The following is a 14,294-nucleotide window of genomic DNA, read 5'->3' on the forward strand; positions in this document are numbered from 1 at the left end:
GCCGGACGGTCGAAGCCGACGAGGGCAGCGGGCCGCAGACACCAGCGGGGCCATTCCCCGCCGCCGCCTACTCCTCGCCCCCGCCCCGCCGAGTCAGCAGCCAGGGCTCCACCACGCCCAAACCGCGCACCGGGCGTTGCCACATCGGCTGGAGGGCGAAGCGGTACGTCGGCGGGTCCTCGCCCTCCTTCTCCGCTGCGGCCGCCGCTTCCGCGGCCTCGGCCTCGGAGGCGGGGGCGTCGCCGGTGCGGATGAGTTCCTCCGCGAAGGCGCTGTCGACCAGGACCGCGTCCCGCGGCGCTATCGACGTCAGCCGTGACGCCAGGTTCACCGTCGTACCGAAGACGTCGCCCATCCGGGTCGTGACCGTGCCGAACGCCATGCCGACGCGCAGCTCCGGCATCGTCTCGTCGTTGCTCATCGTCTCGACGAGCCGCAGCGCGATGTCGGCGGCGGTGCCCGCGTCGTCGGCCGCGTAAAGCACCTCGTCGCCGAGGGTCTTGATGAGCCGTCCGCCGCGCGCGGCGACCAGGTCGGCGGCGGTGGTCTCGAACGCCTCGACCAGCTCGCCGAGTTCCTCCTCCTCCATCCGCCGGGTCAGCCGGGTGAAGCCGACCAGGTCGGCGAAGGCGACGGCGAGCCGCCGGTCGACCATCTCCTCGTCGTCGGCGGCCTGCACGACCCGCCCCGCCGAGGCGGCGAGCTGCCGGCGCCAGACGTAGACGAGGAACTCCTCCAGCTCGGGCAGGAGCAGTTCGACGATCGGATAGGTGACCTCGGTGCGGGTCATCCCGGGCTCGGGCGGCTCGGTCAGGCCCTCCAGGAAGGAATCGATCTGCCACTCCGCCAACCGGGCGGTGGTCTGCCCCGTGGACCGGGCGACCTGCACCGCCATGGCCTCGCTCAGCAGCCCCGCCTCGACGAGACCGGCGAGCCGGCGCAGCGCCAGCACGTCGGCCTCGGTGAGCGCCTTGGCCTGCCCGATGTCGGCGAAGCCCATGGCGCGCCAGAAACGCGACGCCAGCTCCATGGAGACCCCGGCGCTGCGGGCGGCCTGAAAGGGCGTGTAGCGCCGCTCGGCGCCGAGGATGAGCTGTTCGAGGCGGAGGGCGAGCGGGTCCTCGCCGGAGTCGGCGTCGGACTCGGCCGCGGAGAGCCCCCCGGGGTCGGCCGAAGCCTCGAACGGGGAGGGGTCCACCCGGCGTTCCGCGCCCGCGCCGGAGCCCGTGTCGTCGACGGTCACGCCTGCTGCCCTTCCGATCTTCCGCGGTCAGGTATCGACCGGCCTCAACTCTACGGCAGTGTGCGCCAGCTCACTCCGTCGGTGACGGACAACCGCTCCCTTCCAGGACCCTGCGCACCGCCGTCCGCAGCGGAGTACGTCCGCACCGGACGACCTGCTCATCCTCACCCCTCACGACCCCTCACGCAGGGCGTCTCACGCCGGCCGCAGATGGACCACGTCACCGGCGCCCACCGGTTCGCGCACCCCGTCCGCCGTGGCGATCACGAGCCGTCCGTCGCCGTCGACCGCCACCGCCTCGCCGACCAGGGCGCGCCCGCCGGGCAGCTCGGCGCGCACGGAGCGTCCGAGGGTCGCGCAGCCCGCCGCGTACGCCTCCTGGAGTCCCCCGACCGCCGGGTCCCCGCCGGCCTCGCGCCAGCGGCCGTACCACTCCTCCAGGGACCGCAGGACGGCCCGCAGCAGCGGGTCCCGGTCGGTGCCGGCCGCGCCGGCCAGGGCCAGCGAACCGGCCTGGGGCACGGGCAGCTCGTCCGCGCGCAGGGTGACGTTGATGCCGACGCCGACGACGACGCCGTCCTCCCCGGCCCGCTCGGCCAGGATGCCGCCCGCCTTGCGTTCCTCCCCGCCGACGGTGACCAGCAGGTCGTTGGGCCACTTCAGGGCGGTGTCCACGCCCGCCGCGCGGGCCAGCCCGGTGGCCACGGCGACCCCGGTGAGCAGGGTCAGCCAGCCCCAGCGGGCCACCGGCACCTCGGCGGGCCGCAGCAGGACGGAGAAGAAGAGCCCGGAGCGCGGCGGCGCGGTCCAGCGGCGGTCGAGGCGGCCGCGGCCCGCGGTCTGCTCCTCGGCGACCAGGACCGCGCCCTCGGCGGCCTCGCCCTTGACCGCCAGGGCCGCCAGGTCGGAGTTGGTGGAGCCGGTGCGCTGCACCACCCGGACGTCCGACCACAGTCCGCCCTCGCGGACCAGGGCCCGGCGCAGGGCGGCCGCGTCGAGCGGCGGCCGCTCCAGATCGGACCAGCGGCTGTTGTCGTCTGAGGCATCTCGCGGCGTCATGCAAGCCACCCTAGGTGTGTGAAACGCCGCACTGCCGATCGGTAGGTGCGCCACTACTCTACGGATGAGTAACCGTCCCCCCTTTTGAGCAGGCAGGGAGCCGCATCCCGATGTCCGAGCCGGAAGAGCGTCACGAGATCCACGAGACCCAAGGGATCGACATCCACACCACCGCGGGCAAGCTCGCGGATCTCCGTCGCCGTGTCGAGGAAGCGACGCACGCCGGCTCCGCGCGCGCGGTCGAGAAGCAGCACGCCAAGGGCAAGTTGACGGCCCGTGAGCGGATCGAGCTGCTCCTCGACGAGGGCTCCTTCGTCGAGTTGGACGAATTCGCCCGGCACCGCTCCACCAACTTCGGTCTGGAGAAGAACCGCCCCTACGGCGACGGCGTGGTCACCGGCTACGGCACGGTCGACGGCCGTCCGGTCGCCGTCTTCTCCCAGGACTTCACCGTCTTCGGCGGCGCGCTGGGCGAGGTCTACGGCCAGAAGATCGTCAAGGTGATGGACTTCGCGCTGAAGACCGGCTGTCCGGTCATCGGCATCAACGACTCCGGCGGCGCCCGCATCCAGGAGGGTGTGGCCTCGCTGGGCGCGTACGGCGAGATCTTCCGCCGCAACACCCACGCCTCCGGTGTGATCCCGCAGATCTCCCTGGTCGTCGGCCCGTGCGCGGGCGGCGCGGTGTACTCGCCCGCGATCACCGACTTCACCGTGATGGTCGACCAGACCTCGCACATGTTCATCACCGGCCCTGACGTCATCAAGACGGTGACCGGTGAGGACGTCGGCTTCGAGGAGCTGGGCGGCGCCCGCACCCACAACGCGGTCTCGGGCGTGGCGCACCACATGGCCGGCGACGAGAAGGACGCCATCGAGTACGTCAAGCAGTTGCTGTCGTACCTGCCGTCCAACAACCTGTCCGAGGCACCGGTGTTCCCGGAGGAGGCGGACCTGTCCGTCACCGACGAGGACCTCGAACTGGACACGCTGGTCCCGGACAGCGCCAACCAGCCGTACGACATGCACACCGTGATCGAACACGTGCTGGACGACGCCGAGTTCTTCGAGACGCAGGCGCTGTTCGCCCCGAACATCCTGACCGGCTTCGGCCGGGTCGAGGGGCAGCCGGTCGGAATCGTCGCCAACCAGCCGATGCAGTTCGCCGGCTGCCTGGACATCACCGCGTCCGAGAAGGCCGCGCGGTTCGTGCGCACCTGCGACGCGTTCAACGTCCCGGTCCTCACGTTCGTGGACGTGCCCGGCTTCCTGCCCGGCGTCGGCCAGGAGCACGACGGCATCATCCGCCGCGGCGCCAAGCTGATCTACGCGTACGCCGAGGCCACCGTCCCGCTGATCACCGTCATCACCCGCAAGGCGTTCGGCGGCGCCTACGACGTCATGGGCTCCAAGCACCTGGGCGCCGACCTCAACCTGGCCTGGCCGACGGCCCAGATCGCCGTCATGGGCGCCCAGGGCGCGGTCAACATCCTGCACCGGCGCACGATCGCCGAGGCGGAGGCGGCGGGCGAGGATCTGGAGGCGGTGCGCGCGCGGCTCATCCAGGAGTACGAGGACACCCTGCTCAACCCGTACATCGCGGCCGAGCGCGGCTATGTCGACGCGGTGATCATGCCGTCCGACACCCGCCGCCATGTCGTGCGCGGGCTGCGCCAGTTGCGGACCAAGCGGGCCTCGCTGCCCCCGAAGAAGCACGGCAACATCCCGCTGTAGTCCCGGATCCCGTGATCCCGTGATTCCGTGATCCCGTGATCCCGTTAGGAGTGGTCGTGACGATCAAGGTCGTACGGGGCAACCCGACCCCGGAGGAGCTGGCCGCCGCACTGGCGGTGGTCCGAGCCCGCGCCGCGGCGGCAGCGGCGGTGCCGTCCGGCGCGGCGGGCCCGAAGGACGCGTGGTCCGACCCGGCCCGGCTCGCCGGCCGCCGGGTGCCGCAGCCCGGGCAGGCGTCCTGGGCCCGTACCTACTGGCCCGGTTAGCCGGCCTGTCCGGAAGGACCGCGGGCGCCGGTCCGAGGATCTGAGTATCCCTACTCAGGCGCCCGCGTCCGCCAGGGGTCACGCTGGTGGAATGCTGTGGTCCGACCCCGAGAACGAGCCGCCCGAGGAACTCCGCGCGATGCAGGAGACCCTCAGACGGCTCGGCTTCTTCCTGGCGTGGGCCATGGTCATCGCGCTGTTCGTCCTCGCCCTGAAGTGCTGACGACGCCAAGAACACCGGGGGCGCCGCGGCGCTACGCTGACCGCATGCGCCGACTCGTCCTCGCCTCCCGTTCCCCCGCCCGACTGAACCTGCTGCGCCAGGCCGGCCTCACCCCCGAGGTGATCGTCAGCGGGGTCGACGAGGACGCCGTCTCCGCCCCCACCCCCGCCGAGCTGGCACTCGCCCTGGCGGAGGCCAAGGCGTCCGTGGTGGCCGCCCGGCCCGACGTCAAGGGCGCCCTGGTGATCGGCTGCGACTCGGTGCTCGACCTGGACGGCCAGGCGCTGGGCAAGCCGGCGGACGCCGAGGAGGCCGTGGCCCGCTGGAAGGCGATGCGCGGCCGCGCGGGGACCCTCCAGACCGGCCACTGCGTCTACGACACGGTCAGCGGGCGGTACGTCTCGGCCACCGCCTCCACCGTGGTCCGCTTCGGCGAGCCGAGCGACGACGAGGTGGCGGCGTACGTGGCCTCGGGCGAACCGCTGCACGTCGCCGGTGCCTTCACCCTCGACGGCCGCTCGGCGCCGTTCATCGACGGCATCGACGGCGACCACGGCAACGTGATCGGGATCAGCCTGCCGCTGGTGCGCCGCCTGCTCGGTCAACTGGGCGTGAACATCACGGAGTTGTGGACCCCGGCGGAGCACTGACGACGACGGGGCCGATGTCCTTGGAGGGCGTGCCCTTCGCGGGGGCGGGCTCGGCGGCGGGGGCGTCCTGGGCTCCGGTGGCCGTGACGACGGTGGTGTCCTCGGCCGGGGTGTCCTCCGTGCCCTTGGTGAGGCCGGCCTTCGCGGGCGCGTGCTCGACGGCGGTGTCCTTCGTGAGGCCGACCTTCGCCGGGGCGTCCTGCGCCGAGGCGACCGGCGCGCCCGTCTCCCCCGTGCCCTTCTCCCCCGCGTCCGCCTCCTGGGTCCGCTGCGGCGGGACCTTGCCGGAGGCGCTCTGCGCCGCGGGACCGCCCGCGCCCGCCGTGCCCTCGCCGGGCGCCGCCGGGGCCTCGGGCGGGGCCGCGGGGCCTCCGTCGGCCGCCGCGCCGTCCGTGGGGCCGCCAGGGCCCTGCGCGGGCGCTGGCTGACCGGCCGCGGGCTGACCGTCGTAGGTCATCAGCAGGAGCACGATCAGGGCGAGCATCACGATCATGAAGATGAACTGCGGCACGCCGAGCAGGCCCCAGGCGACCGCGCCCAGCAGACCGTGCACCACCGCCACGCTGATCAGCGCGACCCGGCCGAGGCCGGCCGGGGGCCGGTTGCGCAGGGCCACGAGCAGCGCGACCACGCCGCAGAAGACGAAGTAGAGCCCGAAGACGATCCCGCCCGCCTTCGACGACGTCGACATCACGTCCGGGTCCAGGCCGGCGAGGGACATGTCCTGCCGGTCCACGACCACACCCATGAACCATTGCAGCGCGGCGACCCCGAGGCCCTCCACGAAGAGCACGATCGCCACGATCCATGCCACCGGTCTGCGGACCACCGGCCCCCACCCACTTTCGACTGCCGCCCGAGCAAGACTGCGGTTACCCCAAGTACGTTCGAGACATCGCGAACGCTACTAACGGGTAAACCGCGGGACAAGGGTTCTGCGCACGGCAAAGAATCGTTGGGCCATTCGTAGGGACTCCACAAAGAAACGGAGTGTGCCGCAGCACGCTCTCACAGAGACCTTGGCCACATCAGAGGGCTAGGGTTGCCGGGAGGAGTGCTGCGTACGGCGGTACTACAAGGGATTTCGCGGTCCAGTGAGCCTCGCATCACGCTCCGTGTGGGCAAGCTCACCTTTGGGGACGGGTCGAAGTGCCGTGTCGGCAGTCCCTAAACTCGCGCTTGTTTCAAGGAGGGAGCCTCAATCGTGCGCAAGGTGCTCATCGCCAACCGTGGCGAAATCGCAGTCCGCGTGGCCCGGGCGTGCCGGGATGCCGGCATCGCGAGCGTGGCCGTGTACGCCGAGCCGGACCGGGACGCTCTGCATGTCCGGGCCGCGGACGAGGCGTTCGCCCTGGGCGGTGACACTCCGGCGACCAGTTACCTGGACATGGACAAGGTGCTGAACGCCGCGCGCGAGGCCGGCGCCGACGCGGTCCACCCGGGGTACGGCTTCCTGTCCGAGAACGCCGAGTTCGCCCAGGCGGTCCTGGACGCGGGCCTGATCTGGATCGGCCCGCCGCCGCAGGCCATCCGCGACCTCGGCGACAAGGTGGCCGCCCGGCACATCGCCCAGCGCGCCGGCGCGCCGCTGGTGGCCGGCACCCCGGATCCGGTCTCGGGCGCCGAGGAGGTCGTCGCCTTCGCGGAGCAGCACGGGCTGCCCATCGCGATCAAGGCGGCCTTCGGTGGCGGCGGCCGCGGCCTGAAGGTCGCCCGCACCCTCGAAGAGGTCCCGGAGCTGTACGACTCGGCGGTCCGCGAGGCGGTCGCCGCGTTCGGCCGGGGCGAGTGCTTCGTGGAGCGCTACCTGGACAAGCCGCGGCACGTGGAGACGCAGTGCCTGGCCGACAGCCACGGCAACGTGGTGGTCGTGTCCACCCGTGACTGCTCGCTCCAGCGGCGCCACCAGAAGCTGGTCGAGGAGGCCCCGGCGCCGTTCCTCTCCGAGGCGCAGGTCGCCGAGCTGTACTCCTCCTCGAAGGCCATCCTCAAGGAGGCCGGTTACGTCGGTGCCGGCACCGTGGAGTTCCTGGTCGGCCTCGACGGGACGATCTCCTTCCTGGAGGTCAACACGCGTCTCCAGGTCGAGCACCCGGTGACCGAGGAGGTCGCGGGCATCGACCTGGTCCGTGAGATGTTCCGGATCGCCGACGGCGAGGAGCTGGGCTACGGCGACCCCGAGCTGCGCGGACACTCCTTCGAGTTCCGGATCAACGGCGAGGACCCGGGCCGCAACTTCCTGCCGGCGCCGGGCACGGTCACCGCGTTCAACCCGCCGTCCGGTCCGGGTGTCCGGCTGGACGCGGGCGTGGAGTCCGGTTCGGTCATCGGCCCGGCGTGGGACTCGCTGCTGGCGAAGCTGATCGTCACCGGTGCCACGCGCGAGCAGGCGCTCCAGCGGGCGGCGCGGGCGCTGGAGGAGTTCCAGGTGGAGGGCATGGCCACGGCCATCCCGTTCCACCGCGCGGTGGTGAAGGACCCGGCGTTCGCGCCGGAGCTGACGGGCAGCGAGGACCCGTTCACGGTGCACACGCGCTGGATCGAGACCGAGTTCGTCAACGAGATCCCGGCCTTCGCGGCTCCGTCCGACGCCGAGGCCGAGGAGGACACGGACCGCGAGACGATCGTCGTCGAGGTCGGCGGCAAGCGTCTCGAGGTCTCCCTCCCGTCGTCGCTGGGCATGTCGCTGGCCCGTACGGGTCTCGCGGCGGGCGCCAAGCCCAAGCGCCGCGCGGCGAAGAAGTCCGGCCCCGTCGCCTCCGGCGACACCCTCGCCTCCCCGATGCAGGGCACGATCGTCAAGGTCGCGGTCGAGGAGGGCCAGGAGGTCAAGGAGGGCGACCTGGTCGTCGTCCTGGAGGCCATGAAGATGGAACAGCCCCTGAACGCCCACCGCTCCGGCACGGTCAAGGGCCTGACGGCGGAGGTCGGCGCGTCGATCACCTCCGGCGCGGCGATCTGCGAGATCAAGGACTGACCCGCCCTGTCCTTCCGTGAGGCGTCCACCTTGGTGGGCGCCTCACGGCGTTCCCGGGCCCGGGCAGGGCCGCCGTTCAGCCCGGCGCCGATGCCCTCGGCGACAGCGAGGGTCCGCGGACCGCAAGGCGGGCACGTTCGGCACGGAGCGCTGTCCGCCTCGCTCCGCGCGTGGGGGCCGTCCATCCCCCGCGCCCGGTGCGGGTGCCACGCACCGTTTCGCGTCACACGCCCCGCCGAGGGCCGCCCGGACGGCGCCCCGAGCCTGGGCGCGATGCGCACCGGAGGCCACGCGGGTCGGTCCCGTCGTAACCCACCCCACGGACACTGTTCGGGCTCACGCGTCCCGCGACGGTCGGCGCGCTCAGGGCCGTCCGGGCGGAGCCCCCTTTCACGGCCCCGGCCCCGCTGGGCGTCGCTCGGGCAGAGCCCCTCTCCTTGGAGATCCCGCCGGATCCCGTTCGAGCCCCCCGGCTCGACGCTCCAGGCCCCGCCGACAGGCGTCAGCGGCGGGGCACGTCGGCTACCCGGGGGCCCTTCCGTGCGAGGCGGCTATCCACCCAGGACCCGGCGAACGAAGGCCCCGCCGAACCCCGTTCGAGCCTCCCGGCTCAACGCTCCAGGCCCCGCAGGAAGCCGTCGGCGGCGGATGTCGACTACCCGGGGTGTCGTGCCAGGCGGTAGTTCGCCCAGGCCCCCGGCGACGAAGTTCCCCACCGGACCCGTTCGAGCCCCCTCGGCCAAAGCACTCCGCCCCCGCCGACAGGCTTCAGCGGCGGCACACGTCCGCCACCCTGGGGGGCGTTCCCTACCAGGCCGCTGTTCGGCTCAGGACCCGGCGAACGCAGGCCCCCGCCGAACCCCGTTCGAGCCTCCCGGCTCAACGCTCCAGGCCCCGCAGGAAGCCGTCGGCGGCGGATGTCGACTACCCGGGGTGTCGTGCCAGGCGGTAGTTCGCCCAGGCCCCCGGCGACGAAGTTCCCCACCGGACCCGTTCGAGCCCCCTCGGCCAAAGCACTCCGCCCCCGCCGACAGGCTTCAGCGGCGGCACACGTCCGCCACCCTGGGGGGCGTTCCCTACCAGGCCGCTGTTCGGCTCAGGACCCGGCGAACGCAGGCCCCCGCCGAACCCCGTTCGAGCCTCCCGGCTCAACGCTCCAGGCCCCGCAGGAAGCCGTCGGCGGCGGATGTCGACTACCCGGGGTGTCGTGCCAGGCGGTAGTTCGCCCAGGCCCCGGCGACGAAGGCCCCCACCGGATCCGGTTCGAGCCCCCGGCTCAACACTCCGGCCCCGCCAGCAGGCATCGGCGTGAGTGGCAGCGCAGGCGCCCGGGGGCGTTCCCTACCAGGCCGCTGTTCTCCCAGGCCCCGGCGACGAAAACCCCCGCCGGACCCCGTTCGAGCCCCCTCGGCCAAAAACGCTCCGCCCCCGCCGGCAGGCATCAGCGGCGGCGCATGTCCGCCACCCTGGGCCGTTCCGTGCCGGGGGGCTGTTCGCCCAGGACCGTGGCTGCGCGGAGGGGGGACGCGGTGCCGCCGGGGACCTGGCCTCGGCGGGGGGACGGCAGGGGGACGTCCCGGCGCTGCTGGGGGCGCGCCGGGACCGTGTCACCCCCCGGGCTGCCCGACGCCCCGGCCACGGCGATCTGCACCCCCTGGTCCGCGAGGGCCTGGAGTTCCGTGGCGGCACGGTCGTCGTGGGCCGGCGGTTCGTCGGTGACGAGCCGGGTGATGAGATCCGTCGGCACGGTCTGGAACATGGTGTCCGTGCCCAGCTTGGTGTGGTCGGCGAGGACGACGACCTCGGCCGCGGCCTGGACCAGCGCCCGGTCGACGGACGCCGACAGCATGTTGGACGTGGACAGCCCCCGCTCGGCGGTCAGCCCGCTCCCGGAGAGGAACGCCCGGGAGACCCGCAGCCCCTGGAGGGACTGCTCGGCACCACTGCCCACCAGGGCGTAGTTGGAGCCGCGCAGGGTCCCCCCGGTCATCACGACCTCGACCCTGTTGGCATGGGCCAACGCCTGGGCCACCAGCAGCGAGTTGGTGACGACCGTCAGGCCGGGGACGCGGGCGAGCCGGCGGGCCAGCTCCTGTGTCGTGGTTCCCGCTCCCACCACGATGGCCTCGCCCTCTTCGACGAAGTTGGCGGCGAGGTCCGCGATGGCGGTCTTTTCGGCGGTCGCGAGATGGGATTTCTGCGGAAAGCCGGACTCACGCGTGAACCCGCCCGGCAATACCGCACCGCCATGCCGGCGGTCGAGGAGTCCTTCTGCCTCCAGTGCGCGCACGTCCCGCCGTACGGTCACTTCGGAGGTCTGGACGACGCGGGCGAGTTCACGGAGCGACACGGCTCCGTTCGCTCGCACCATTTCGAGGATCAATTGGCGACGTTCTGCAGCGAACACGAAACTGACAGTAACGCGGGCGACCGTCTGCTTTCAGCTCTTTGCGCTGAATAGTAGAAGTTGTTCGCACAGAGGGTCGGAGAGTGGTATAGGGCCCCATTGGGCCCTTATTCCCGCACTCCACACCCTCCGGTCAGCCCTCCCCCGCCGTCTTACGGGTGTGCAACTGCCGGGCCACCTCGGCGATCGACCCCGAAAGGGAGGGGTACACGGTGAACGCGTTCGCGATCTGTTCGACCGTCAGATTGTTGTCGACGGCGATCGAGATGGGGTGGATCAGTTCCGAGGCGCGCGGTGCGACCACCACACCACCGACGACGATCCCGGTGCCGGGACGACAGAAGATCTTCACGAAGCCGTCACGGATGCCCTGCATCTTCGCGCGCGGGTTGCGCAGCAGCGGCAGCTTGACGACCCGCGCGTCGATCTTGCCCGCGTCGACGTCGGCCTGGCTGTAGCCGACGGTAGCGATCTCCGGGTCGGTGAAGACGTTGGAGGAGACCGTCTTGAGGTTGAGCGGCGCCACCGCGTCGCCGAGGAAGTGGTACATCGCGATCCGGCCCTGCATCGCGGCGACGGAGGCGAGCGCGAACACCCCGGTCACGTCACCGGCGGCGTAGACGCCCGGCGCGGTGGTGCGGGACACCTTGTCGGTCCAGATGTGCCCGGACTCGCGGACCTTGACGCCCGCGTCCTCCAGGCCGAGGCCCGCGCTGTTGGGGATGGCGCCGACGGCCATCAGACAGTGCGAGCCGGTGATGACCCGCCCGTCGGCGAGGGCGACCTCGACCCGGTCGCCGACCCGCTTGGCGGACTCGGCGCGCGAGCGGGCCATGACGTTCATGCCGCGGCGCCGGAAGACGTCCTCCAGGACGGCCGCGGCGTCCGGGTCCTCGCCGGGCAGCACACGGTCGCGGGACGAGACCAGGGTGACCCGGGAGCCGAGCGCCTGGTAGGCGCCGGCGAACTCGGCGCCGGTGACACCGGAGCCGACGACGATGAGTTCCTCGGGCAGCTCGGCGAGGTCGTAGACCTGGGTCCAGTTCAGGATCCGCTCGCCGTCGGGCTGGGCGTCCGGCAGCTCGCGCGGGTGACCGCCGGTGGCGATCAGGACGGCGTCGGCGACGAGGGTCTCCTCGGTGCCGTCGGCCGCGGCGACCACGACCTTGCGGGAACCGTCGAGGGCCTGCATGCCCTCAAGCCGGCCGCGCCCGCGCATCACCCGGGCGCCGGCCCGTGTGACGGAGGCGGTGATGTCGTGCGACTGGGCGAGCGCGAGGCGCTTCACCCGTCGGTTGACCTTGCCGAGGTCCACGCCCACGACCCGGGCCGCCTGCTCCAGATGCGGGGTGTCGTCGGCGACGATGATGCCCAGTTCCTCGTACGAGGAGTCGAAGGTGGTCATCACCTCCGCCGTGGCGATCAGGGTCTTCGACGGCACGCAGTCGGTCAGCACCGACGCCCCGCCCAGACCGTCGCTGTCGACGACGGTCACCTCCGCGCCGAGCTGCGCCGCCACCAGCGCCGCTTCGTAGCCGCCGGGCCCACCACCGATGATCACGATCCGAGTCACGTACTCCATTGTCCCGCACGCGCCCCGGTGGTACGCGCCGGGGCGCCCGGGGGCCCGCTCCCACCCGTGCACCCTCCCGCAACGGGGACGGCCCGGACCGGGAAGGGCCAGGTCCGGGCCGCACCGCGGAGCCGCGCCGGCGCCCCGCCGCCTCCGGGGACGGCAGCACCGCAGGGCGGGACGGGAGCCGCACGGGACAGGACCGCACCGAGGAGGTCCCGGCACACCGCCGGGCCGGGGCACGGCCGAGCGACCAGAGGGCCAGAGGGCCAGAGGGCCAGAGGGCCGGCACGCGGCCGTACCGCAGCCACGACGGCCCCCGTGCGAGCGCGGCACGCGACCGGCACGGGCCCCCAGCCACCCCCACCACCCCGCCCGCCGCCCGGCAAGCCCCCTCCCCCCGCTGCCGTACCCTCCTTCCATGTCGCTCTACGCCGCTTACGCCGGCAACCTCGACGCGCGGCTGATGACCCGCCGCGCACCGCACTCCCCTCTGCGTGCGACGGGCTGGCTGAACGGCTGGCGGCTGACCTTCGGCGGGGAGCAGCTCGGCTGGGAGGGCGCGCTGGCGACGGTCGTCGAGGCCCCGGACGACCCCGACGCGCAGGTGTTCGTCGCGCTGTACGACATCGCGCCCATGGACGAGGAGTCGCTGGACCGCTGGGAGGGCACCGGCCTCGGCATCTACCGCCGGGCCCGGGTGCGGGTGCACACCCTGGACGGCGAGACCGGCGCCTGGGTGTACGTGCTGAACGGGTACGAGGGCGGCCTGCCCTCGGCGCGCTACCTCGGTGAGATCGCGGACGCCGCCGAGTCGGCCGGCGCCCCGCACGACTACGTGATGGAACTGCGCAAGCGCCCCTGCTGACCGACCATGGGCGCATGAGCGGAACGCGCCATGTGTACGAGGTCCACTACACCGAACAGGCGGCGGCCGCGCGGGACCGATTGGCGCCGCACGAGCGCAACCGGTTCGACAAGGGTGTCTCGGTGCTGGCCCGCGACCCCTACGTGCTCGCGTCCCGGGCCGTCAGCGCCACCGGCGACGACCGCACGGTCCGGCTGACCCGGCACATCTGGGCGGAGTACCTGGTCAGCCGGGGCCGGCTGCTGATCTTCGTCATCGAGGTCTTCAGCGACGAGGACGTCCTCGTGCCGGACGAATGACCGCGGGCCGGACGAGTGACCGCGGGCCGGACGAGTGACCGCGAGCGAGACGGCCGTCTCGTTGGAAACGACAAGACAACGATCGCCATCCCGTGGGCTCTGTCATCTACGCGCGTAGGCATCGACCGGCTAGGCTCATCCGCGTGAACGCATCTCTTCTCCCGGACGACATCCAGGGCGCCACCCCGAAGGATCCCAGGGTCGCCGCCGACGCCGCCGCCGCGCGCCTGCGCGAACTGACCGGCGCCGAGACCCACGACGTCGCCCTCGTGATGGGCTCCGGCTGGGCTCCGGCCGTGGACGCCCTCGGCGCCCCCGAGACCGAGTTCCAGGTCACCGAGCTGCCCGGCTTCCCGCCGCCGGCCGTCGAGGGCCACGGCGGCAAGATCCGCTCGTACCGGATCGGCGAGAAGCGCGCCCTGGTGTTCCTCGGCCGCACCCACTACTACGAGGGCCGCGGGGTCGCCGCCGTCGCCCACGGGGTCCGTACCGCGGTGGCGGCGGGCTGCAAGACCATCGTCCTGACGAACGGCTGCGGCGGTCTGCGCGAGGGCATGCGCCCCGGCCAGCCGGTCCTGATCAGCGACCACATCAACCTCACGGCGACCTCCCCGATCGTCGGCGCGAACTTCGTCGACCTCACCGACCTGTACTCGCCGCGGCTGCGCGCGCTGTGCAAGGAGATCGACCCCACGCTGGAGGAGGGCGTCTACGCCCAGTTCCCCGGCCCGCACTACGAGACCCCCGCCGAGATCCGGATGGCCCGGGTGATCGGCGCGGACCTGGTCGGCATGTCCACGGTCCTGGAGGCCATCGCGGCACGCGAGTCGGGCGCGGAGGTGCTGGGCATCTCCCTGGTCACCAACCTCGCCGCCGGCATGACCGGCGAGCCCCTCAACCACGAGGAGGTCCTCCAGGCGGGCCGCGACAGCGCCACCCGCATGGGATCCCTCCTGGCCCAGGTGCTGGGCCGCCTGTAATCACCCGGGGGGGGGC

12 protein-coding genes and 1 pseudogene are annotated in these 14,294 nt (G+C 72.6%); 8 read left to right on the plus strand and 5 right to left on the minus strand.

Annotation, left to right across the window (positions count from 1 at the left end; all coding sequences use genetic code 11):
- Positions 1 to 67: 67 nt before the first annotated feature.
- On the minus strand, positions 68 to 1,243 hold the full coding sequence (locus G6W55_RS20300) for an adenylate/guanylate cyclase domain-containing protein (RefSeq protein ID WP_175522260.1): 1,176 nt from the start codon (positions 1,241 to 1,243) through the stop codon (positions 68 to 70).
- A 195-nt stretch (positions 1,244 to 1,438) separates the two neighbouring features.
- Entirely contained in the window at positions 1,439 to 2,302 is an 864-nt protein-coding gene (locus G6W55_RS20305) for a biotin--[acetyl-CoA-carboxylase] ligase (protein ID WP_078634636.1), read from the minus strand.
- Between the two features lie 110 nt (positions 2,303 to 2,412).
- Between G6W55_RS20305 and G6W55_RS20310 the strand changes: the two genes are divergently transcribed.
- From G6W55_RS20310 to G6W55_RS20320, 4 genes are all read left to right on the plus strand, one after another.
- Positions 2,413 to 4,035, plus strand: coding sequence for an acyl-CoA carboxylase subunit beta (locus G6W55_RS20310; RefSeq protein ID WP_078634635.1), 1,623 nt, complete (start codon positions 2,413 to 2,415; stop codon positions 4,033 to 4,035).
- Positions 4,036 to 4,091: 56 nt separating this feature from the next.
- Positions 4,092 to 4,301 (plus strand): acyl-CoA carboxylase epsilon subunit, encoded by a 210-nt coding sequence (locus tag G6W55_RS20315; RefSeq protein ID WP_078634634.1) that lies wholly within the window; start codon positions 4,092 to 4,094, stop codon positions 4,299 to 4,301.
- A 91-nt stretch (positions 4,302 to 4,392) separates the two neighbouring features.
- Positions 4,393 to 4,524 (plus strand): morphogenic membrane protein MmpB, encoded by a 132-nt coding sequence (gene mmpB, locus G6W55_RS39285; protein WP_256861345.1) that lies wholly within the window; start codon positions 4,393 to 4,395, stop codon positions 4,522 to 4,524.
- A gap of 44 nt (positions 4,525 to 4,568) precedes the next feature.
- The gene (locus G6W55_RS20320) at positions 4,569 to 5,174 is read left to right on the plus strand and encodes a nucleoside triphosphate pyrophosphatase (RefSeq protein ID WP_078634633.1); all 606 of its coding nucleotides are present in this window, start codon (positions 4,569 to 4,571) and stop codon (positions 5,172 to 5,174) included.
- Between the two features lie 334 nt (positions 5,175 to 5,508).
- On the opposite strand, the pseudogene G6W55_RS20325 reads toward G6W55_RS20320, so the two are convergent.
- A pseudogene (locus G6W55_RS20325) lies at positions 5,509 to 6,003 on the minus strand (hypothetical protein); the annotation flags it as partial.
- 375 nt (positions 6,004 to 6,378) lie between these two features.
- Here G6W55_RS20325 and G6W55_RS20330 point away from each other — a divergent pair.
- On the plus strand, positions 6,379 to 8,151 hold the full coding sequence (locus G6W55_RS20330) for a biotin carboxylase N-terminal domain-containing protein (RefSeq protein WP_078634632.1): 1,773 nt from the start codon (positions 6,379 to 6,381) through the stop codon (positions 8,149 to 8,151).
- A 1,441-nt stretch (positions 8,152 to 9,592) separates the two neighbouring features.
- Here G6W55_RS20330 and G6W55_RS20335 read toward each other — a convergent pair.
- Together G6W55_RS20335 and G6W55_RS20340 are read right to left on the minus strand one after the other, a co-directional pair.
- Entirely contained in the window at positions 9,593 to 10,558 is a 966-nt protein-coding gene (locus G6W55_RS20335; protein WP_175522261.1) for a DeoR/GlpR family DNA-binding transcription regulator, read from the minus strand.
- A 133-nt stretch (positions 10,559 to 10,691) separates the two neighbouring features.
- Positions 10,692 to 12,140 (minus strand): NAD(P)H-quinone dehydrogenase, encoded by a 1,449-nt coding sequence (locus G6W55_RS20340; protein WP_078634630.1) that lies wholly within the window; start codon positions 12,138 to 12,140, stop codon positions 10,692 to 10,694.
- Between the two features lie 412 nt (positions 12,141 to 12,552).
- Here G6W55_RS20340 and G6W55_RS20345 point away from each other — a divergent pair, with 412 nt between their 5' ends.
- The 3 genes from G6W55_RS20345 (at position 12,553) to G6W55_RS20355 (ending at position 14,278) form a co-directional block, all read left to right on the plus strand.
- A complete protein-coding gene (locus G6W55_RS20345) occupies positions 12,553 to 12,999 on the plus strand; it encodes a gamma-glutamylcyclotransferase (protein ID WP_030783408.1) in 447 nt (148 codons plus the stop codon).
- Between the two features lie 14 nt (positions 13,000 to 13,013).
- A complete protein-coding gene (locus G6W55_RS20350) occupies positions 13,014 to 13,298 on the plus strand; it encodes a hypothetical protein (RefSeq protein ID WP_078634629.1) in 285 nt (94 codons plus the stop codon).
- Positions 13,299 to 13,441: 143 nt separating this feature from the next.
- Positions 13,442 to 14,278: a purine-nucleoside phosphorylase gene (locus tag G6W55_RS20355; protein WP_078634628.1), complete on the plus strand. Its 837-nt coding sequence runs from the start codon at positions 13,442 to 13,444 to the stop codon at positions 14,276 to 14,278.
- Positions 14,279 to 14,294: the final 16 nt, after the last annotated feature.

It is taken from the genome of Streptomyces sp. CAI-85 (genome assembly GCF_013363615.1).
Lineage (GTDB): Bacteria > Actinomycetota > Actinomycetes > Streptomycetales > Streptomycetaceae > Streptomyces > Streptomyces antibioticus_B.